At 64.7% G+C, this 20,719-nt stretch carries 21 protein-coding genes and 1 pseudogene; 18 read left to right on the top strand and 4 right to left on the bottom strand.

Going from position 1 to position 20,719, the window contains the following annotated elements:
* The first annotated feature begins 48 nt into the window (after nucleotides 1-48).
* The 5 genes from K289_RS0123925 to K289_RS0123905 all read left to right on the top strand — a co-directional run bounded on the left by K289_RS0123925 (nucleotide 49) and on the right by K289_RS0123905 (nucleotide 3,396).
* Nucleotides 49-918 carry a DUF6869 domain-containing protein gene (locus K289_RS0123925; protein ID WP_027553859.1) on the top strand — a complete coding sequence of 290 codons (870 nt, stop codon included), beginning with the start codon at nucleotides 49-51 and terminating at the stop codon, nucleotides 916-918.
* A gap of 104 nt (nucleotides 919-1,022) precedes the next feature.
* Nucleotides 1,023-1,943 carry a metallophosphoesterase gene (locus tag K289_RS0123920; RefSeq protein ID WP_027553858.1) on the top strand — a complete coding sequence of 307 codons (921 nt, stop codon included), beginning with the start codon at nucleotides 1,023-1,025 and terminating at the stop codon, nucleotides 1,941-1,943.
* Between the two features lie 113 nt (nucleotides 1,944-2,056).
* Complete coding sequence (ybgC, locus tag K289_RS0123915; RefSeq protein WP_051310752.1) at nucleotides 2,057-2,461, top strand: tol-pal system-associated acyl-CoA thioesterase; 405 nt, start codon at nucleotides 2,057-2,059, stop codon at nucleotides 2,459-2,461.
* A gap of 80 nt (nucleotides 2,462-2,541) precedes the next feature.
* Nucleotides 2,542-3,009, top strand: a complete 468-nt coding sequence (locus K289_RS0123910) for a nuclear transport factor 2 family protein (protein ID WP_027553856.1) — start codon at nucleotides 2,542-2,544, stop codon at nucleotides 3,007-3,009.
* Between the two features lie 150 nt (nucleotides 3,010-3,159).
* Complete coding sequence (locus K289_RS0123905) at nucleotides 3,160-3,396, top strand: hypothetical protein (RefSeq protein ID WP_027553855.1); 237 nt, start codon at nucleotides 3,160-3,162, stop codon at nucleotides 3,394-3,396.
* A 54-nt stretch (nucleotides 3,397-3,450) separates the two neighbouring features.
* Here K289_RS0123905 and K289_RS44940 read toward each other — a convergent pair.
* Together K289_RS44940 and K289_RS0123895 are read right to left on the bottom strand one after the other, a co-directional pair.
* Nucleotides 3,451-4,163 (bottom strand): annotated as a pseudogene (locus tag K289_RS44940) (type 1 glutamine amidotransferase).
* Between the two features lie 50 nt (nucleotides 4,164-4,213).
* Complete coding sequence (locus tag K289_RS0123895) at nucleotides 4,214-5,140, bottom strand: LysR substrate-binding domain-containing protein (protein WP_027553854.1); 927 nt, start codon at nucleotides 5,138-5,140, stop codon at nucleotides 4,214-4,216.
* Nucleotides 5,141-5,411: 271 nt separating this feature from the next.
* On the opposite strand from K289_RS0123895, the gene K289_RS0123890 reads away from it, so the two are divergent.
* From K289_RS0123890 to K289_RS0123850, 9 genes are read left to right on the top strand one after another with little or no spacing between them, the layout of a single operon-like run.
* The gene (locus K289_RS0123890; protein ID WP_027553853.1) at nucleotides 5,412-6,446 is read left to right on the top strand and encodes an ABC transporter substrate-binding protein; all 1,035 of its coding nucleotides are present in this window, start codon (nucleotides 5,412-5,414) and stop codon (nucleotides 6,444-6,446) included.
* A 26-nt stretch (nucleotides 6,447-6,472) separates the two neighbouring features.
* Complete coding sequence (locus tag K289_RS0123885; RefSeq protein WP_027553852.1) at nucleotides 6,473-7,513, top strand: ABC transporter ATP-binding protein; 1,041 nt, start codon at nucleotides 6,473-6,475, stop codon at nucleotides 7,511-7,513.
* Nucleotides 7,510-8,409 (top strand): ABC transporter permease, encoded by a 900-nt coding sequence (locus tag K289_RS0123880; RefSeq protein ID WP_027553851.1) that lies wholly within the window; start codon nucleotides 7,510-7,512, stop codon nucleotides 8,407-8,409. Before K289_RS0123885 ends, K289_RS0123880 begins: the two co-directional genes overlap by 4 nt.
* Entirely contained in the window at nucleotides 8,406-9,212 is an 807-nt protein-coding gene (locus tag K289_RS0123875; RefSeq protein WP_027553850.1) for an ABC transporter permease, read from the top strand. Before K289_RS0123880 ends, K289_RS0123875 begins: the two co-directional genes overlap by 4 nt.
* A gap of 8 nt (nucleotides 9,213-9,220) precedes the next feature.
* Nucleotides 9,221-10,417, top strand: coding sequence for an FAD-binding oxidoreductase (locus tag K289_RS0123870; RefSeq protein WP_027553849.1), 1,197 nt, complete (start codon nucleotides 9,221-9,223; stop codon nucleotides 10,415-10,417).
* Between the two features lie 19 nt (nucleotides 10,418-10,436).
* Entirely contained in the window at nucleotides 10,437-10,733 is a 297-nt protein-coding gene (locus tag K289_RS0123865; RefSeq protein WP_027553848.1) for a (2Fe-2S)-binding protein, read from the top strand.
* On the top strand, nucleotides 10,730-12,148 hold the full coding sequence (locus tag K289_RS0123860) for an NAD(P)/FAD-dependent oxidoreductase (protein WP_027553847.1): 1,419 nt from the start codon (nucleotides 10,730-10,732) through the stop codon (nucleotides 12,146-12,148). The genes K289_RS0123865 and K289_RS0123860 overlap by 4 nt, the downstream gene beginning before the upstream one ends.
* Nucleotides 12,145-13,266: an FAD-binding oxidoreductase gene (locus K289_RS0123855; protein ID WP_027553846.1), complete on the top strand. Its 1,122-nt coding sequence runs from the start codon at nucleotides 12,145-12,147 to the stop codon at nucleotides 13,264-13,266. Before K289_RS0123860 ends, K289_RS0123855 begins: the two co-directional genes overlap by 4 nt.
* A 12-nt stretch (nucleotides 13,267-13,278) precedes the next feature.
* Nucleotides 13,279-13,626: a RidA family protein gene (locus K289_RS0123850; RefSeq protein ID WP_027553845.1), complete on the top strand. Its 348-nt coding sequence runs from the start codon at nucleotides 13,279-13,281 to the stop codon at nucleotides 13,624-13,626.
* Between the two features lie 237 nt (nucleotides 13,627-13,863).
* Here the strand turns inward: K289_RS0123850 and K289_RS0123845 are convergent, their stop codons facing one another.
* Nucleotides 13,864-15,192, bottom strand: a complete 1,329-nt coding sequence (locus K289_RS0123845) for a dicarboxylate/amino acid:cation symporter (protein WP_027553844.1) — start codon at nucleotides 15,190-15,192, stop codon at nucleotides 13,864-13,866.
* 137 nt (nucleotides 15,193-15,329) lie between these two features.
* Here K289_RS0123845 and K289_RS0123840 point away from each other — a divergent pair, with 137 nt between their 5' ends.
* The 4 genes from K289_RS0123840 to groL all read left to right on the top strand — a co-directional run bounded on the left by K289_RS0123840 (nucleotide 15,330) and on the right by groL (nucleotide 19,970).
* On the top strand, nucleotides 15,330-16,646 hold the full coding sequence (locus K289_RS0123840) for a solute carrier family 23 protein (RefSeq protein ID WP_027553843.1): 1,317 nt from the start codon (nucleotides 15,330-15,332) through the stop codon (nucleotides 16,644-16,646).
* Nucleotides 16,647-16,719: 73 nt separating this feature from the next.
* A complete protein-coding gene (locus K289_RS0123835; protein ID WP_027553842.1) occupies nucleotides 16,720-17,556 on the top strand; it encodes an SDR family oxidoreductase in 837 nt (278 codons plus the stop codon).
* Nucleotides 17,557-17,864: 308 nt separating this feature from the next.
* Complete coding sequence (gene groES, locus K289_RS0123830; RefSeq protein WP_027553841.1) at nucleotides 17,865-18,179, top strand: co-chaperone GroES; 315 nt, start codon at nucleotides 17,865-17,867, stop codon at nucleotides 18,177-18,179.
* Nucleotides 18,180-18,329: 150 nt separating this feature from the next.
* On the top strand, nucleotides 18,330-19,970 hold the full coding sequence (gene groL, locus K289_RS0123825; RefSeq protein WP_027553840.1) for a chaperonin GroEL: 1,641 nt from the start codon (nucleotides 18,330-18,332) through the stop codon (nucleotides 19,968-19,970).
* 567 nt (nucleotides 19,971-20,537) lie between these two features.
* On the opposite strand, the gene K289_RS44935 is transcribed toward groL, so the two are convergent.
* Nucleotides 20,538-20,719: transposase (locus tag K289_RS44935; protein ID WP_027553839.1), on the bottom strand; the 182-nt coding region annotated here is incomplete at its 5' end.

The raw sequence follows: 20,719 nt of genomic DNA, 5'->3' as shown, positions 1-20,719 counted from the left end.
GGCGATCGGGGTCGCCGCTCGCGCACATTGGCAAGGGAGTGGGAAGGAATGGGGCTGACGGACAACGCGACATTGCTGGAGGCCATCGCGGCCGTGCCGCAACTGCGCACGCCCGACGAGACCGAGGCGTTTCTCGATCCGATGCCGCTCGGCGAACTGGCGTCGATGTGGTGCGCGCTGCAGCGCGTCAGCCGGCGCGACCAGGTCGGCAGTATCTGGGCCATCAAACTCTACTTCGATCATCTGCCGCATCGCAGGCCCCAAGGCGCGCTCGATCTCGTGCTGGAGGTTCTCAAGACGGAAGCCGACAAGCAGACGGTGATGCAGCTCAACGACAAGTTCCTGCTGGCGCTGTTCTACGCGCATGGCGCTGAGGTGATCGCGCGCATCGAGCAGGAGGCGGAGCGCAATGCGCGCCTGCGCTGGCTGCTCGGCGGCGTGCATTTCGCGCAAGATGATCCCGTGATGTCGCGTGTCGCAAAAATCGCCGACGAGCAAGCGTGGCGGGCCGATCACATCGCGCAGCGCACGCCGCGCGAGCCGCTCGACTGCGCCGGCATGACGCTTGCGGAATTAGCCCGCGCCTGGGTCGAGCAATATTCCAAATCCGAGCGTGACCAGGACGACAATCTGTTCGCGATGATGGATTTCGAGCGCGACCTGCGCGAGGACGATCCCGACCGGATGATCGACCTCATTCTCGAGATCCTGAGGATCGAGTCCAATCCCGTGCTGCTGTCGCTGCTCGCCGCCGGTCCGCTCGAGGACGTGATCAGCCTCGCCACGATCGACCGCATCGAGCGCGAGGCCTGCGTCAACACACGCTTTCGCGATCTGCTCGGCGGCGTCTGGTACTACCGCGCATCCGACGAGTTGAAGTCGCGGCTGGATGCCTTGGTCGGGCAGGAGCGCTGGTAATCTGTGCAGACGGTCTGCACGAGGATGCAGACGGTCTGCACAAGCGCATCCCAATTCCGCTCCAATCGGACCGCATCAAGGAGGGGCATCACGATCGGGGTTTCATGATCTCTCGGCGACATCTCATCCGTTCCATTGGCGGTCTGTCCGCCCTCGGCGTCTCGACCGCTGCCTATGGCGTCGGCGTCGAGCCGGTGATGCGGCTTCGCGTCACCCGCTATCATCCGGCCCCGCGGCAATGGCCGGCGGATTTTCTGCTGAAGATCGCCGCGATCGCCGACATTCACGCCTGCGATCCCTGGATGTCGCTGGAGCGGATCGAGGCCATCGTCGACCGCGCCAACGCTCTGAACGCCGATCTCATCGTGCTGCTTGGCGATTATGTCGCCGGTCTTCACCACGTCACACGCATCATTCCGTCGAACGAATGGGCCGCGGTGCTGGCGCGCCTCAAGGCGCCGCTCGGCGTCCACGCCGTCATGGGCAATCATGACTATTGGGAGGACAACACCGTGCAGCGGGCAGGGCGCGGGCCGACGGTCGCGCATCGTGCGCTGGAAGCGGCCGGCATTCCCGTCTACGAGAACGATGTGGTGCGCCTCACCAAGGACGGCAGACCGTTCTGGCTCGCCGGCCTTGGCGATCAGCTCGCTTACCTTCCGGCGCGACGCTTTCGGAGCATGGTGCGCTTCGGCGCCGACGACCTCTCTGCGACGCTCGCAAAGGTCACCGACGACGCGCCGGTGATCCTGCTCGCGCATGAGCCCAACATCGCGCCGCGCGTGCCTGCGCGCGTCGCGCTGCAACTGTCCGGCCACACCCATGGCGGCCAGGTTCGCCTGCTCGGGTGGTCGCCGGCAGTTCCGCCGCAGCATGGCCTGCGGCTCGCCTACGGCCACTTTCGGCTGAAATGCGACGTCATCGTCTCCGGCGGCCTCGGTTGCAGTATCATGCCCGTCCGCGTCGGTGTGCCGCCGGAAATCGTCGAGGTGACGCTGGGGCGGACAGCGTCGCTTCTGTCCTAGTCGCGCTTGCGCGGCCGGCCGTTTTTGCGCAAAACGGGCCGGTAGCGACAAGCGAAGAGGCTCGCGACGTGACAGCTCATCTCGACGGCGAGATCCGCGACGGCCGCCATCACATGCAGGTCCGCGTCTATTACGAGGATACGGATTTTTCCGGCATCGTCTATCACGCCAATTATCTGCGCTTCATGGAGCGCGGGCGCACCAATCATCTGCGGCTGATGGGCGCCGAGCAGCAGGCGCTGTTCGAACAGCCCGCGACGGAAGACGCCGGCTTTGCCTTCGTGGTGCGCTCGATGCATCTGGATTTCCTGAAACCGGCGCGGATGGACGACGTGCTCGACGTCGTGACCTGGCCGATCGCGGTGAAGGGCGCTTCCATCATGCTGGCGCAGGAGGTGCGGCGCGGCGAGGACGTGCTGGTCAAGGCGGAGGTGCGCGTCGCCTTCATCAGCGGCGGCCGGGCCCAGCCGATCCCGAAATCGATCCGCGCGCTGATGAAGGCCGATGTGATTTCGTGATCGGGCGATAGGCGATGGCCTCTCGACTCCGGCTGTTGCGGCGATAGATTTGGGCTTCCGATCAAACCGATGAGGCCGTCATGTCGCGCCCGCCGCTCCCGCCCTTCACGAGAGAAACCGCCGCGCAAAAAGCCCGCATGGCCGAAGACGCCTGGAATTCGCGCGATCCCGCGCGGGTCGCGCTCGCCTATACCGAGGACAGCCGCTGGCGCAATCGCTCCGAGGTCTTTCAGGGCCGTGAAGCCATCGTCGCGTTCCTCACCCGCAAATGGGAAAAGGAGCTCGACTATCGCCTGATCAAGGACCTCTGGGCCTTCGACGGCAACCGCATCGCCGTGCGCTTCCAGTACGAATGGCACGACGCGAGCGGCCAATGGTACCGCTCCTACGGCAACGAGCAATGGGAGTTCGACGAGCACGGCCTGATGAAGCGCCGCGAAGCCTCGATCAACGACATCGCGATTGCGGAGAAGGATCGCCGCTTCCACTGGCCGGCGCCGGGACCGCGGCCTCAGGATGTGCCGGGGCTGGGAAGCGATCCGTTTTGAGCTAGGTGCAGCTACGCCCTCTCCCACAACGGGAGAAGGAAGGGGCACTTGTCGCATTCTGCGCTGCGATCAGAAGAATAATGAGCAGCCTGTTGGAACGGCTCAGTTTCCAATTCGTTCCTCAAAATGCTTATCTGAGGAGGACGAAAAATGAGGACAATGATTGTTGCAGTTTCTGCTCTCGCCCTCATAGGGACCGCGCCGGTCGTGTTTGCGCAAGGTGCCTCGAGCACCGCACCGGGCCAGGAGATGCAAACCAAGGCGCCTAAGAAAGTCCACGCGCAACATAAGATGCACCACGCCATGGGTTCCAAGAAGAGCCATTCCGGTGCGTCCAGTGCTGCTCCTGGTCAAACCACCGGCATGAGCACGAAGCGCAACTACTGACGAGCCTCTCACGGTTGCCCAATAACTAGAGGCGCCTCGTAGACCAAGGCGTTTTCACCGCCGCGTCAGAAACCTTGTGATCGCGCCGCCGAGCTTTGCGCTGTCCAGCGGCTCGGCGAGCGAAGCTCTGGCCGTAGCCACGACAGCATCCGGTGCGTTGCCTTCGCGCAGCGTGCAGCAGACTTGGGCGAACGCCACGTCGAATTCGGGGTGCGGCTGCACCGATAGGGTCGTGCCGTTGGCGTAGAGCAGGCCGGCATGCGGCGCGAAGTCGCGAAGTCGGATGACATGATCGTGCGAGCGTCGCTGGGGGCTTCGATCACCTGGTCCTGGTGCGAGCAGGCGATCGCGAGCGCTTCGCCGTCGACGACGCCGTTGTCCGGCGTCACCTGATAGACGTGTCGGCCGATGCCCCAGCCCTTGTCCGATTTGCGCACCGTGCCGCCGAACGCCTGTGCGATCAGCTGATGGCCGAAGCAGACCCCGACCATCGGCGTTCTGTTGGCGTGGGCGGTGCGTACGAATTCCTCGAGCGGCGCGATCCAGTCGAGCCCGTCATAAACGCCGGCTGCCGCGCCGGTGATCAGGATCGCGTCCAGCTGGCGCGGATCGGGGAGAGCCTCGCCATCGGGGATGCTGACAATGTCGAAGGCGGCCGAGGGATCCGCGGCGCGGACCATGCGCGCGAACATGTCCGGAAACGAGCCATGATGTTCGCGATACTTTTTTGGGACGTGGCCGGTCTCGATGATGGTGATGCGTGCCATGTGCTACCTGCCGAAAGAGGACATCATAACAGTCCGCGCAAGCGGGCCCGTCAACCCGGCGCGGCTTCATGCGTGGGTTGTTCGTCGAGCACGGCAAGTGACTTGCGCACGGTCTCGACGAAATCCAGCGCCACCGGCGAGGGACTGCGCTGCGCGGGAAAGACGGCGGAGAACTCGAAGTCGATGCGCGGCAGGAAGGGGCGCACGACGATGCCGCGGGTGGAGAATTCCTGCGCCGTGAAGGGATCGCAGATCGCCACCCCAAGTCCCGACGACACCATGCCGCACATGATCTCCGAAAGCGTGGTCTCGACCCGCAGCACGCGGTGAACATCATGGCGGTGGAATATCTGGTCGATCAGATGCCGGCTGGCCGATCCCGCCGACAGCGACACGAATGTCTCGCCCTCGAAATCGCGCGGCTCCAGCACCTCTTTTTCGGCGAGGTGATGTCCGGTCGGCAGCACGGCGACGCGCGCCAGCGCCGGCAGCCGCAGGCTCGGCAGGCCGGAATGGGCGATCGGCACCTCCGCAAAGCCGATGTCGCACTGGTTGTTCAGCACCCAGTCGACCACGATCGGCGAGATCACGCCGAAGAAGGCGAGGTTGAGGTTGGGCCGCTCTTTCAGGAAATGCCCAGCGAGCCGCGGCAGATAGCCGTTCGACAGCGCCGGCAGCGCGGCGATACGGAGCGAGCCGGTGCGGCGGCCGCGGATCTCCTCGGCAGCCGCGGTGATGCGTTCGAGGCCGACGAAGGAGCGCTCGACCTCCGTGTAGAGCGCTGTCGCTGCCGCAGTCGGCACGAGGCCGGTGCCGCGCCGCTCGAACAACTCCATCTTCAGCAGCGCCTGGAAGTCACGCAGCAATCGGCTGACCGCCGGCTGCGTCACCGTCATCAGCTTGGCCGCCTCGGTGACGCTGCCGGTCAGCATCATCGCGCGGAAGGCTTCCACCTGCCGCGAATTGATCCGCGCCATCCCATATTCCATTCATAACATTTCGGCATGCAGAGGTTGCCATTATTCATTGGACGGTGGAAGGATAGCTCTGCGATCTTTTTCATCAGCGCTGCAGACAGCCCGTTTTTCCGGCAGATCGGAGCCAAAAGCCCCCGATTGCCGCCAAAACCCGGTGAGCGGGGGCCGGAGCCCTGCTGGAATCGGGATTTGCGCCGAGGGGAACGCGGACTGTGCTTTGGCCGTCTGATCGTCGACACGTCCCTCATCCCGGAATTGGAGATTGGTCCTTATGAAGACTCTCAGCCTTCTCACAGCGGTCAGCATCGCGGCGCTCGCCGCGGCCCCGTCGGTCGCCTCGGCCCAGCAAAAGACGCTTTATGTCGCCGGCTATGGCGGCTCGTTCGAGAAGACGATCCGCGACGAGGTGATCCCCAATTTCGAGAAGGAGAACGGCGTCAAGGTCGAATACGTCGCCGGCAACTCCACCGACACGCTGGCCAAGCTCCAGGCGCAGAAGGGCAACCAGCAGATCGACGTCGCCATCGTCGACGATGGTCCGATGTATCAGGCGATCCAGCTCGGCTTCTGCGGCAAGCTCGACGGCCTGCCGGCCGATCTCTACGACACCGCGCGCTTCAAGGACGATCGCGCCGTGGCGATCGGCATCGTCGCCACCGGACTGATGTACAACACCAAGGCCTTCGCCGAGAAAGGCTGGGCGCCGCCGACCTCCTGGAACGATCTGAAGGACCCGAAATACGCCAGGCAGCTCGTCATCCCGCCGATCAACAACACCTATGGTCTCGAAGCGCTGGTGATGCTGTCGAAGATGAACGGCGGCGGCGAGTCCAATGTCGAGTCCGGCTTCAAGATCTTCAAGACCGACATCAATCCGAACGTGCTGGCCTATGAGCCGTCGCCTGGCAAGATGACCGAGTTGTTCCAGTCCGGCCAGGCCGTCATCGCGGTGTGGGGCACGGGCCGCGTGCAGAGCTTTGCCAACACCGGCTTCCCCGTCGATTTCGTCTACCCGAAGGAGGGCGCGGCAACTCTGCTGACGACAGCGTGTCCGATCACCAAGCCCAACGCCTCGCCGCTCGCGGTGAGCTTCGTCAAGATGCTGCTAGATCCGAAGGTCCAGCTCGTGATGCTGAAGGATTACGGCTACGGCCCGGTGCTGAAATCGCTCAAAGTGCCGCCGGAACTCGGCAAGATGGCGCCGATCGGCGAGCGCGCGGCAAAGCTCTACAATCCGGACTGGACCGTCATCAACGAGAAGCGCGAGGAATGGACCAAGCGCTGGAATCGCGAGGTCGAGCGCTGATCTGATCGCCTCCACCGGAGAAAGCCATGGCCTATCTCGAGCTCGATCGGGTCGCCAAGCAGTTCGGCGCGATGACTGTCGTCGACGACTTCAGTCTCGCGGTCGGCAAGGGAGAGTTCATCTCCTTCCTTGGCCCCTCCGGCTGCGGCAAGACCACGACCCTGCAGATGATCGCGGGCTTCCTCGATCCCACCCGCGGCGCGATCCGCCTGGAGGGCAAGGATCTGACCGCGATCCATCCGGCCAAGCGCGGGCTCGGCATCGTGTTCCAGAGCTACGCGCTGTTTCCGCACATGACCGCGGCGGAGAACGTCGCCTTTGGTCTGGAGATGCGGAACGTGCCGCGCAGCGAGCGGGCCGAGCGCGTCCGTACCGCGCTCGCGATGGTCGGCCTTGCCGGCTATGAAGACCGCCATCCGCGCCGCATGTCCGGTGGACAGCAGCAGCGCGTGGCGCTGGCCCGCGCGCTGGTGATCAAGCCGAGCGTGCTGCTGCTCGATGAGCCGCTCTCGAACCTCGATGCCAAGCTGCGCGAGGAGATGCAGATCGAACTGCGCCAGATCCAGCGCACGATCGGCACCACCACGATCCTGGTCACCCATGACCAGAACGAGGCGATGTCGCTGTCCGACCGCATCGTGGTGATGAGCCAGGGCCGCATCGAGCAGATCGGCACGCCGCAGGAGACCTATGAGCGGCCGGCCTCGGCCTTCGTCTCGCAGTTTCTCGGCAAGACCAACGACTTTGCTGCGACGATCGATCGGACCAGCGCGCCCGCGCGGCTGACCGCAGGCTCCTGGACCGTACCGGCACCGGCCGGGCTAAGCGGCCCGGTGACCGTCAGCGTTCGTCCTGAACGGGTCGGCTTCGGCGATGTCGGTCTCTCCGCGAAGATCGTTACCCGCATCTTCCAGGGTAATCACTGGCTGTTCCAGTGCGATAGCGAATGCGGCCCTGCGATCGTGATCCGCCAGAACGACGGTCAGGTGCAGCCGTCCGAAGGAGAGGCGGTTCGTCTTGCGTGGCGTCCGGAAGACATGAGCGTGCGCGCTGGAGCGGCCGCATGAGTGCGGTCGCCGACACGGCGCCGCAGACCGCCGCAAAGGAGCGCGGCGCTCGCGCGCCCTGGGCGCTGACGGCGCCCGCCTTGATGCTGTTCGTCGGCGTATTGCTGATCCCGCTGGCGATGACCGTGCTGCTGTCGTTCCACGATTGGGGCCAGTACAAGGGCATCGAGCCGGTCTTCATCCTGAAGAACTGGCATGAGATCGCGACCGACCCCTATTACGCCGAGATGTTCTGGCGCACGTTCCGCATCGCGATCCTGACCACGCTGCTCACCGCAGTGTTCGGTGCGCCCGAAGCCTACATCCTCAACCGCATGAGCGGGCGCTGGAAGAGCTTCTTCCTCCTCGTCATCCTCGGACCGCTGCTGATTTCGGTGGTGGCGCGCACGCTCGGCTGGGCGCTGCTGTTCGGCGGCAACAATGGGCTCGTCAACAAGCTCCTGATGTCGCTCGGGGTGATCCGCGCACCCATTCCCTTCATGTTCACCGAGACCGGCATGGTCGTCGCGCTCGCCCATGTGATGATGCCGTTCATGGTGCTGTCGGTGTGGGCGGCTCTCCAGCGGCTCGACCCGCAGATCGAGAACGCCGCGATGTCGCTCGGCGCCGGCCCCGTGACCATCATCCGCCGCATCATCATGCCGCAGATCATGCCGGGCGTGCTGTCGGGCGCGATCATCGTGTTCTCGCTGTCGGCCAGCGCCTTTGCCACGCCCGCGATCATCGGCGGCCGCCGGCTCAAGGTCGCGGCGACGCTTGCCTATGACGAGTTCCTCAACACGCTGAACTGGCCGCTCGGCGCGGCGGTGGCCACACTCCTGCTGGTCGCGCTGGTGCTGATTGTCGTCGGCAGCAATGCGCTGATCGAGCGGCGCTACGCCGAGGTGTTCCGATGAGACGGAATGGCCCGCTCGCGCTGATCTTCCACACCATCTTCGTCACCGTTATGGTGGCACCGATCCTGGTGGTCTGCCTCGTCGCCTTCACGCCCGAGGGCTATCTGTCGCTGCCGACCAACGGCTTCTCGCTGCGCTGGTTCAGGACGATTGCGAATTATCCCGAATTCGTCCACGCCTTCTGGATCAGCCTTGGCCTCGGTGCGCTGTCCTCGTTCGTGGCGCTGTTGTTCGCGGTGCCGGCGGCGCTCGCGATCGCGCGCTACAGGTTTCGCGGCCGTGATGCGCTTGCGGCGCTGTTCCTGTCGCCGCTGATGATTCCGCATGTCGTGCTCGGCATCGCATTCCTGCGGCTCTTCACCTCGGTCGGGCTCAGCGGCAGCTTTGCGGCGCTGATCATCGCGCATGTCATCATCGTGTTTCCGTTCGCGCTACGGCTGACGCTCGCGGCCGCGACCGGCATGGACCTCTCGGTCGAGATGGCGGCGGTCTCGCTCGGCGCCAATGGCTGGACGCTGTTCCGCCGCGTGACGCTGCCGCTGATTCTGCCCGGCGTCATCAGCGGCTGGGCGCTCGCCTTCATCCAGTCCTTCGACGATCTCACTATGACCGTCTTTCTCGCCGCGCCTGGCACCGAGACGTTGCCGGTGCGCATGTTCCTCTATATCCAGGACAACATCGATCCGCTGGTGACGTCAGTCTCGGCCTGCGTGATCGCAATCACCATGACCGCCCTCATTCTGCTCGACCGCTTCTACGGGCTCGACCGCGTGCTCGCCGGCAAGGGCGATACGGGACGATAGGAGAACCCATGTCTAAAGCGTTTTCAAGCGAAGTGGACGCCGGTTCGCGTGAAGAAAACGCGTCAAAACGAAAGTCTGACTACGACGTCGCCGTCGTCGGCGGCGGATTGCTCGGCTCCGCCATCGCCTGGGGCCTCGGCCGGCTCGGCAAGACCGTTGCCGTGCTGGACGAAGGCGACATCACCAAGCGCGCTTCGCGCGCCAACTTTGCGCTGGTCTGGGTGCAGAGCAAAGGGCTCGGCATGCCGGCTTATACGGTTTGGACCGTGCGGGCATCTGGAGCCTGGGGCCGCCTCGCTTCGGAGTTGAAGCAGCAGACCGGCCTCGACGTCTCTCTTCAGCAGAATGGCGGCTTCCATCTCACCCTCGGCGAGGATGAATTCGGCCAGCGTACCGAGCTGGTCAAGCGCATGCATAACCAGGTCGGCGCGGCCGACTACAAGATGGAGATGATGCCGGCGTCCGAGGTGAAGAAGGCCTTGCCGCTGATCGGTCCGGAGGTTTCCGGCGGCAGCTATTGTCCGCTCGATGGTCACGTCAATTCGCTGCGCACGTTCCGCGCTTTCCATACCGGCTTCAAGGCGTTCGGCATCGACTATTTTCCGGAGCGTCCGGTCTCGGCGATCACGAAGAGCGGCGGCGAATTTCGGCTGGCGACACCGAAGGGCGAGCTTCGCGCCGTCAAGGTCGTGCTTGCGGCCGGCAATGCCAACCAGACGCTCGCGCCGATGGTCGGTCTCTACGCGCCGATGGGCCCGACCCGCGGTCAGATCGTCGTGACCGAGCGCACCGTGCCGTTCCTGCCGCATCCGCTGACCACGATCCGCCAGACCGACGAGGGCACGGTGATGATCGGCGACAGCAAGGAGGACGAGCTCGACGATCGCGCGCTGAAGCATTCGATCAGCGCGGTGATGGCCGATCGCGCGCAGCGCACGTTCCCGCATCTGGCGCGGCTCAACGTGGTCAGGAGCTGGGCCGGCATTCGCGTCATGCCGCAGGACGGCTTTCCGATCTACGACCAGTCGGAGACCCATCCCGGCGCCTTCGTCGCCTGCTGCCATTCCGGCGTGACGCTCGCATCCAACCACGCCTTCGAGATCGCGCGCATGGTTGCACAGGGCGCGCTCGAGCCGGAGCTGGTCGGCGCGTTCTCGGCCAGCCGCTTCGGCGGAGCGGGCGCGGCCAACAACGGTGGCTACTAGAGATTCCAAGAGGCATCCCATGTTCAAACGATCCGAACAGGACAAGCGACCGCCCGTGCAGATCTTCGTCGACGGCGTTGCCGTCGCGGCGCGGCAGGGGGACACCGTTTCCGCTGCGCTGCTCGCGTCGGGGCGCGACGTGCGCCGCTCGACCGCGGTGAGCGGAGCGCCGCGGCTGCCCTACTGCATGATGGGCGTGTGCTTCGACTGCCTCGTCACCATCGACGGCGTCGGCAACCGGCAGGGCTGTCTGGTGCCGGTCGCCGAGGGCATGCAGATCGAGATCCAGAAGGGCAAGCGGGAGATCGGAAAATGACCACGACACCTTCCCGCGAAAACTATGATGTCGTGGTGATCGGAGCCGGGCCCGCCGGCCTCGCCGCCGCTGCGATATCTGCCGAGGCCGGCCTGTCGACACTGCTGCTCGACGAGAATATCGGCCCTGGCGGCCAGGTGTTTCGCGCCATCGCGTCAACACCGGTGACCGCGCGCGAGCAGCTCGGCGCCGACTATTGGGTGGGTGCCGATCTCGTGCAGGCGCTGCGCGCGGGCAATACGGAAGTTATTCAGCGCGCCACGGTCTGGAGCCTCGATCGCAATCTCGAGATCGGCGTCTCCATCGGCGGCGGGTCCTCTTTCGTCAAGGCGAGGCGCGTGATCCTCGCGACCGGCGCGCTGGAGCGGCCGTTCCCGATTCCCGGCTGGACGCTGCCGGGCGTGATGACCGCAGGCGCGGCCCAGACGATGCTGAAATCGTCGGCGCTGGTTCCGGACGGCCGCACGGTGATCGCGGGGCAGGGGCCGCTGCTCTGGCTGCTCGCCGCGCAGATTTTGCGCCTTGGCGGCCGCATCGACCGGATCCTCGACACCACGGAGCGCGGCAATTATTTCGCCGCGCTGCCGCACGCCTTCGCCTTCCTGACCTCGCCCTATTTCGCCAAGGGCCTCGCCATGATGCGCGAGGTGCGGGCCAAGGTGCAGGTCGTCTCCGGCGTCGCCGAGCTTGCGGCGGTCGGCGACGGCCAGCTTGCAAGCGTGAGCTATGTCGCCGGCGGCAAGCGCGAGACCATTCCTGCGGACCTCTTGCTGCTGCACCAGGGCGTCGTGCCCAACGTCAATCTCGCGATGGCGGCCGGCGTCGAGCATCGCTGGAACGAGCTGCAACTCTGCTGGTCGCCGGTGCTCGATGCGAGCGGCAATTCGTCGATCGAAGGCATCGCGATCGCCGGCGATGGCGCCGGCATCGGCGGTGCGACCGCGGCCGTGGTGCGCGGCCGCATCGCGGCGCGCGCTGCTGTGGAGGCGCTGGCCCCTGTGGCCGCCGCGAAGCTTCCGCCGATGGCGACGCTGCGTGCCGAGCTCGCCAAGGCCGAGCGCGGCCGCGCCTTCCTCGACACGCTGTTCCGCCCGTCGCCGCAGTTCCGCATTCCCTCGGGCGATACCATCGTCTGCCGCTGCGAAGAGGTGACGGCGAAGGACATTCTCGACGCGGTTGCAATCGGTGCGACCGGGCCCAATCAGCTCAAGGCCTACCGCCGCACCGGCATGGGGCCGTGCCAAGGCCGGCTCTGCGGCCTCACCGTCACCGAGCTGATGGCGCAGGCGCGGGCTAAGAGCCCGCAGGAGATCGGCTATTACCGGCTGCGCGCGCCGGTCAAGCCGATCACGCTCGCCGAGCTCGCCGCCGTTCCGAAGAGCGAGGACGACGTCAAGGCAGTTGTGCGCGGATGACGAAAACAGTGGATGCAATCGTCGTCGGCGGCGGCATCCACGGATGCTCGACCGCGCTGCATCTGTGCCTCGCCGGCCTGAAGCCGGTGCTGATCGAGAAGGACTATGCCGGCCGGCACGCCTCGGGCGTCAATGCCGGCGGCGTGCGCCAGCTCGCGCGGCACATTCACGAGATCCCGCTGTCGATCCGCTCGATGGTGATATGGGAGAAGATCACTGAGCTCGTCGACGATGATTGCAGCTTTGAGAGCCACGGCCAGGTTCTGGTCGCGGAGAACGAGGACGAGCTCGCGGTCTGCCGCGCGCGCGTCGCCGAACTGAATGCGCTCGGCTTCACCCATGAAGAGCTGATCGACGCGGCCGAGCTGCGTCGGCTGGTGCCTGCCGTGGCCGACACCTGTCCCGGCGGCGTCGTGTCGCGCCGCGACGGCGCCGCCAATCCGGCGCAGACGACGACGGCGTTCCGGCGCAAGGCGGAGCAGCTTGGCGCGACCGTGCGCGAAGGCGTCGCCGCCACCAACATCCGGCAGAGTGATGGCCTCTGGCACGTCGATGTCGCCAGCGAGAGCTTTGCCGCGCCGGTGCTGGTCAATGCCGCCGGCGCCTGGGCAGGGAAGATCGCGGCCGCGCTCGGCGAGCCCGTTCCGGTCGAGACCGTGGCACCAATGCTGATGATCACCTCGCGCGTGCCGCACTTCATCGATCCCGTCGTGATCCTGCGCGGCCGCAAACTCTCCTTCAAGCAGTTCAAGAACGGCACCGTGCTGATCGGAGGCGGACATCTGGCAACGCCCTACCAGGACCGTAATGAGACCGTGCTGGACTGGAAGAGGCTCGCCGTCAGCGCCCGCACCGTATTCGAGCTGTTTCCGGTGATGCGCAGCGCGACAATCGTGCGCGCCTGGGCCGGCATCGAGGCGAAGATGAAGGACGACCTTCCCGTGTTCGGGGCTAGCAGTCGCCACAAAGGTCTCTATCACCAGTTCGGCTTCTCGCTGCACGGCTTCCAGCTCGGCCCCGGCGCCGGCGCCGTGATGGCGGAGTTGATCGTCAATGGGGGCACCCAGACCCGCGTCGGCGATCTCGGCATCGACCGCTTCCATCCTTCCACGCTCTAAGAAGAGGACATCATGAGCATCACCCGCAGCATCCGCACGCCCATCATGCACCGCGCGGTCGAAGCCAACGGCTTCGTCTTCGTCGGCGGCACCATCGCCGACGACACCTCCGTCTCGATGGGCGAGCAGACCCGCAACATCCTCGGCAAGATCGCGGGCTATCTGAAAGAGGCCGGCACCGACACCTCGCGCGTCGTCTGCGCCTCGATCTTCGTCACCGATCTCTCCAGGAAGAGGGAGATGGACGTGGCCTGGACCGAGTTCTTCGGCGACGATCTGCCGACGCGCGCAACCGTCGGCGTCGCCGATCTCGGTGGCGGCGCTCTCATCGAGGTCGTGGTGACCGCGCTGAAGGGTTGACGAGACCGCAAGGGCGGCACTCACCAAGACTGCGTGCGCCACGCGGCGCGGCAGCGCTCTCCGCAACATTCCTCAAAAGCCCGACACCCTGCCCCCAGCGCGTCGGGCGGAAAAATCTAGTATGATTAGGTGATCACAACGCGTCAGTTGTGACGCGCATCTCACCAATTTTCTACTCCGGGAAACTACCGCGGTGGAAACCCCGGCGCGTGTGTTCGTGTTTGCGCAGCTTGCGCCTCACGCGCTGCCGCCCGGCTCCAGCGCCTCGCCCATCTCCAGCGGGTGGGCCATGGTCTCGTGCAGCGCCTCGCGGTCGAGCTCGCCTTCGGAGATGCTGATGACGACGCAGGCGACGCCGTTGCCGATCAGATTGGTCAGCGCGCGGCACTCGCTCATGAACTTGTCGATGCCGACCAGGATCGCGATCGACTGGATCGGGATATCAGGCACGATCGAGAGCGTGGCGGCGAGCGTGATGAATCCGGCGCCGGTCACGCCCGAGGCGCCTTTCGAGGTGATCATGGCGATGCCGAGGATGCCGAGCTCCTGCCAGATCGTCAGATGGGTGTTGGTCGCCTGCGCCAGGAACAGCGTCGCCAGTGTCATGTAGATGTTGGTGCCGTCGAGGTTGAAGCTGTAGCCGGTCGGGATGACGAGGCCGACCACCGAGCGCGATGCGCCGAGATGCTCCATCTTCTGGATCATCTGCGGCAGCACCGTCTCCGAGGAGGAAGTGCCGAGCACGATCAGAAGCTCGTCCTTGATGTAGGCGATGAAGCGCAGGATCGAGAAGCCGGCGAGCCTTGCGATCGCGCCGAGCACGATCAGCACGAACAGCATGCTGGTGAGATAGAACGTGCCGATCAGGGCGGCGAGGTTGAGCAGCGAGCCGAGGCCGTAGGCGCCGACGGTGAACGCCATCGCGCCGAAGGCGCCGATCGGCGCCACGCGCACGATGATGCGGATGATGCCGAAGAACATCTTTGCGGCCTTGTCGACCGCCTCCGCAATCGGCTCGCCGGCCTTGCCGAGGAAAGCGATGGCGAAGCCGGAGAGGATCGAGATCAGGAGCACCTGCAACAGGTCGCCGCGCGCGACCGCGCCAAAATAGCTGTCGGGGATGATCGCCATCAGATGGGCGACGATGCCCTCTTCCTTCGCCTTGGTGACGTAGGTCGCCACCGATTTCGGATCGATCGTGGCCGGATCGATGTTGAAGCCGTGCCCGGGTTGGAGCACCTCGCCGACGAGCAGGCCGACCGCGAGCGCAACGGTGGAGACGGTCTCGAAATAGATCAGCGCCTTCAGCCCGACCCGGCCGACGCGCTTGAGGTCACCCATCGAGGAGATGCCGTGCACGACGGTGCAGAAGATCACCGGCGCGATCATCATCTTGATCAGCGCGATGAAGCCGTCACCGAGCGGCTTCAGTGCCTTGCCGAGATCGGGGTAGAAGTAGCCGATCAGCACGCCGAGCACGATCGCGATCAGGACCTGGACATAGAGGACCTTGTACCAGGGCTGGTGACGGCGATGGACGGCTGGCTGGATCGCAACTTGTGTCATATTGTGTGCCCCGCAACGCGTCGATCGTGCATGATCGACATCTTGTGATGGTCACCCCAGAAGCGACAATCACATTTTTGTCGGTTCGCACGAAGATTGATCGCTGCACTGCACTTGAGACGCACCTTGGGGGGAACATGTCGACTGCAATGGGCTCCGAAGAGCAAGCGCGAAGCTATTTTCCGCGCTGGAAACTGAAGACCTCCGGCGTGATCATGCCGGAGGAGCGTCTGCCATGGGGCCAGACGATCGTCTCCGGCCTCCAGCACGGCGTCGCGATGTCGGGCGGAACGATCATCGCGCCGCTGCTGATGGGGTTCGATCCCAATGTTGCGCTCCTGTTCTCCGGGATCGGCACGCTGATCTTCTTCGCTGTGGTCGCCGGACGCGTGCCGAGCTATCTCGGCTCCAGCTTCGCCTTCATCGCCGTCGTCATCGCCGCCACCGGCTATTCCGGGCACGGGCCGAACCCGAACCTGTCCGTCGCGCTCGGCGGCATTATCGGGGCCGGCGTGCTCTATGGCGTAATCGCACTGATTGTCATGTGGTCCGGGGTCGGCTGGATCGAGCGGCTGATGCCGCCGGTCGTGACCGGCGCCGTGGTCGCCGCCATCGGCCTCAACCTCGCGCCCGTTGCCACCAAGGCGGTGAGCGCCAGCGCGTTCGATACCTGGATCGGGATTGTGACCGTGCTGATCATCGGCGTGATCGCGGTGTCGGCGCCGGGGCTTTGGCGGCGTCTGCCGATCATCCTCGGCGCGATCGGCGGATATCTGTTGTACTGGCTCTGCGCAAATGGCCTTGGCCTCGGCAAGCCGATCGACTTCACCCAGCTCTCGGCCGCGCCGTGGATTGGATTACCGAATTTCACGGCGCCGAGCTTTCATGCCGATGCGATCTTCCTGATCGCGCCGGTCGCGATCATCCTCGTCGCCGAGAACCTCGGTCACATCAAGGCCATCGGTGCGATGACGGGTCGCAGCCTCGACGACTACCTCGGCCGCGCGCTCCTTGGCGACAGCCTCGCCACGATCGTGTCAGCCTGCGGCGGCGGCACCGGCGTCACCACCTATGCCGAGAACATCGGAGTCATGGCGGCGACGAAGGTCTATTCGACGCTCTTGTTTGCCTTTGCCGCCACGGTGTCGATCCTGCTCGGCTTCTCGCCGAAGTTCGGCGCGCTCATCCTCTCGATCCCCGGACCCGTGATCGGCGGGCTCTCGATCGTGCTGTTCGGATTGATCGCCGCGATGGCAGGCCGGATCTGGGTCGAGAACAAGGTCGACTTCGCAAATCCCGCCAATTTGATTACCGTCGCCGTGGCGCTGACGGCAGGCGCCGGCGATCTCACGCTCAAATTCGGCGCGTTCACGATGGGCGGGATCGGCACTGCGACCTTCGGCGCCATCATCCTCTATCAGATCCTGACCGGGCCGCTCGCGCGCACGGAATGAATCCCAGGGATGCGCCGCGGCGATGGAACAAAATTCCTGTTCCGTCGATGACGAGACGTACCGGAGAAAACTCATGCCACATACCGATCGCTCATCCCAACTTCCCTCCCGCCTCGTCGGTCAATATGCGCTGGTGACCGGCGCCTCTCAGGGCATCGGGCGCGCGGTCGCCATCCGGCTCGCCCAGGAAGGCGCGACCGTCGCCATCAACTATTACGATCATGCCGGGAGGGCGGAGGAGACGCTGGCGCTCGCGCGGACGGCCTCGAGCGAGCGCGGCCATGCCAAGCTCGATCATGTCGTCGTCAAGGCCAATGTCGGCAATGATCAGGACATCGCCGCGATGTTCGAGACGATCTTGGCACGCTGGAAGCGCCTCGACTGCCTCGTCAACAATGCCGGCTTCCAGATGGAGTCGCCAAGCGAGGCGCTCGACGTCGAAACCTATCGCCGCATCATCGATGTCAATCTGAACGGCGCCGTGCTCTGCGCGCAGAAGGCACTCGCCCATTTCGTCGCGCGCGGCGGAGGCGGCACCATCATCAACTGCTCGAGCGTCCACCAGATCATCCCGAAGCCCGGCTATCTCGCCTATTCGATCAGCAAGGGCGGCATGGCCAACCTCACGCGCACGCTGGCGCTCGAATTCGCGGGCCGCGGCATTCGCGTCAACGCGGTCGGGCCCGGCGCAATCGACACGCCGATCAACGCGGCCTGGACCGGCGATCCCGAAAAGCGCGGCGTCGTCACCAGCCACATCCCGCTCGGGCGGGTGGGGACGCCGGAAGAGATCGCCGCCGTCTTCGCCTTCCTCGCCTCGGACGAGTCCAGCTACATCACCGGGCAGACCATCTATGCCTGCGGAGGCCTGACGCTGTTTCCCGAATTCCGCGAGAACTGGGCGAGCTAATGCGTGTCGTGGTAAACCCGCGCGCCGCAGTCAGGGCGCGTATGAGGTCCGCTACGCCTCCGATAGCGGCGCAATAGCGGACCTCACCGGAGGTCAGCGTCGGGCCTGGAGCTGAAGTCTCCCGTGGGGCCGCAACCTTGTGGCGGTCAATCCGGTAACCCGGCTCGCCGCAAGGATCCGTCCTCGAGAAATCTAAGTCGTAAGTTGCAATCAAACATCGTGGGGGCCGAACCTCTTGCGCCCCAGTGTCACTGGCATATGTTGCGACTGCCAACCCCGAGAATATTCAAAAAGATCGGGAGGACTGCATGAAATTCCGTCCGCTTCACGACCGCGTCGTGGTTAAGCGCATCGAAGCTGAGGAGAAAACCACTGGCGGCATCATCATTCCCGACACGGCAAAGGAGAAGCCCTCCCAGGGGGAAGTCATCGCGGTTGGCCCTGGCGGCCGCGATGAGAGCGGCAAGCTGATCCCGATCGACGTCCAGGTCGGCGACCGCGTGCTGTTCGGTAAGTGGTCGGGCACCGAGGTCAAAATCGACGGCCAAGAGCTGTTGATCATGAAGGAGAGCGACATCATGGGCGTTCTCACCGATACCTCAACCAAGAAAAAAGGCGCTTAACCCGCACGCACGCTTCTCATCCTGAAGAGCCGGCGCAGCCGGCATCTAAGGGTGAGGTTAAGACCCAACTCATCTCGTTCTTCGAGGCGCCCCGCTTCAAGAGCACGCACCTCAGGACGAGGAACAGATATCAACTAAGGGGAAACAGACATGTCAGCCAAAGAACTCAAATTCGGCGTCGACGCCCGCGACCGGATGCTGCGCGGCGTCGACATTCTCGCCAATGCGGTCAGGGTGACGCTCGGGCCCAAGGGCCGCAACGTCGTGCTCGACAAATCGTTCGGCGCTCCCCGCATCACCAAGGACGGCGTCGCCGTCGCCAAGGAGATCGAGCTCGAGGACAAGTTCGAGAACATGGGCGCCCAGATGGTGCGCGAGGTCGCCTCCAAGTCCGCTGACGCGGCCGGCGACGGCACCACCACCGCGACTGTGCTCGCGGCTGCGATCGTCCGTGAAGGCGCCAAGTCGGTTTCAGCCGGCATGAACCCAATGGACCTCAAGCGCGGTATAGACCTCGCGGTCGAAGCTGTGGTGGCCGACATCGAGAAGAACTCGAAGAAGGTCACCTCGAACGAGGAGATCGCCCAGGTCGGCACGATTTCGGCCAATGGCGATGCCGAGATCGGCAAGTTCCTTGCGGACGCCATGAAGAAGGTCGGCAACGAGGGCGTGATTACGGTCGAAGAAGCGAAATCGCTACAGACCGAGCTCGACGTCGTCGAGGGAATGCAGTTCGACCGCGGCTATATCTCGCCTTACTTCGTCACCAACGCGGATAAGATGCGAGCTGAGATGGAAGACGCCTACATCCTCATCAACGAGAAGAAGCTCTCCTCGCTGAACGAGCTGCTCCCGCTGCTCGAGGCCGTGGTGCAGAGCGGCAAGCCGCTCGTCATCGTCGCGGAAGACGTCGAAGGTGAAGCGCTCGCGACGCTGGTGGTGAACCGCCTGCGTGGCGGGTTGAAAGTCGCTGCCGTCAAGGCGCCGGGCTTCGGTGACCGCCGCAAGGCCATGCTACAGGACATCGCGATCCTGACCGGCGGCCAGGCGATCTCGGAAGACCTGGGCATCAAGCTCGAGAACGTCACGCTCAACATGCTCGGCCGCGCCAAGAAGGTGATAGTCGACAAGGAGAACACCACGATCGTCAACGGCGCCGGCAAGAAGGCCGACATCGAGGCGCGCGTGGCCCAGATCAAGGCGCAGATCGAGGAGACCACCTCGGACTACGACCGCGAGAAGCTGCAGGAGCGTCAGGCCAAGCTCGCGGGCGGCGTCGCGGTAATCCGCGTCGGCGGCGCGACCGAGGTCGAGGTGAAGGAGCGCAAGGATCGCGTTGATGACGCGATGCATGCGACCCGCGCGGCGGTCGAGGAAGGCATCCTGCCGGGCGGCGGCGTCGCCCTACTCCGTGCCTCCGAGCATCTCAAGGGCATCCGAACCAAAAACGACGACCAGAAGACCGGCGTCGAGATCGTGCGCAAGGCGCTGTCCTGGCCGGCCCGCCAGATCGCGATAAATGCGGGCGAGGATGGCTCGGTCGTGGTCGGTAAGGTCCTGGAGAAGGAACAGTACGGCTACGGCTTCGACGCGCAGACCGGCGAATATGGCAACCTCGTCTCCAAGGGCATCATCGACCCGGCCAAGGTCGTGCGTGTGGCTATCCAGAATGCAGCTTCGATTGCGGCGCTCCTGATCACCACCGAGGCCATGGTCGCCGAGCTGCCGAAGAAGGCCGCTGCCGGCCCGGCCATGCCTCCGGGCGGCGGCATGGGTGGCATGGACTTCTAAGCCACCCATTGCGCGCCCAAAAGTACAAGGAAGGCTCGGTGTTGCTGCCGGGCCTTTCTGCGTTAGTTAAGTGTGCTCGATGACTACAGCTGCATGGAAATGGACCACTCTCAAGAGATCAAGGGGAGACACACTGAGCGATTCGCCGATCGCCTTTTTGCCGAGCGCGGCCGCCGCTATGGCCGCGCGGCAATGATCCATTGAGCTTCGTCGGCTTCCGCGCCGCCATGCGCAGCTAAAGGCTGGTAGAGCCCGCCCGGGCCGATGTGTCGCCGGGCAGCGGAGCCTTTCCTACTAGCGGGCATCGAGCCGTCGTGCTCTACCGCGACAGCGGTTTAGTGCAATATATGCTTCGCGACCCCAATACTTTTGCGACACGGCAGCGGAAAGTTCACTGAAGGAGCGACTTCTGGTGTGGGTCTTGGTTGTGTGGAAATGGATAGCTCGGAAGCGGCCGTAGTCGACAATCGTTGCAGGCCGCCGATGTTTTCGCGTCGGATCGTCCAATAGCCGGCTGAGGTGGTTATAGCGACGCGCGGTGGCGCTTTTGGACGCACTTCCGCGCGTTCAGGTGGCGCGGATTGCTGCAATCAGGCTCGGTTTGCCGACGATGTTCATCACCCGAGTGAGGTTATAGGCCAGGACGTGCAAAGCCATCTCGGCGGCGACGTTCCGTAGGCGCTTCATCAAGAAGTGGGTTGCACCCATACGGGCCTTGATCGTGCCAAAGGGATGCTCGACCGTCTCGC

It is taken from the genome of Bradyrhizobium sp. Cp5.3 (genome assembly GCF_000426265.1).
GTDB lineage: Bacteria > Pseudomonadota > Alphaproteobacteria > Rhizobiales > Xanthobacteraceae > Bradyrhizobium > Bradyrhizobium neotropicale.
The sequence above is the reverse complement of the archived record's forward strand: the minus strand, read 5'-3'. Positions and strand labels throughout refer to the sequence as shown.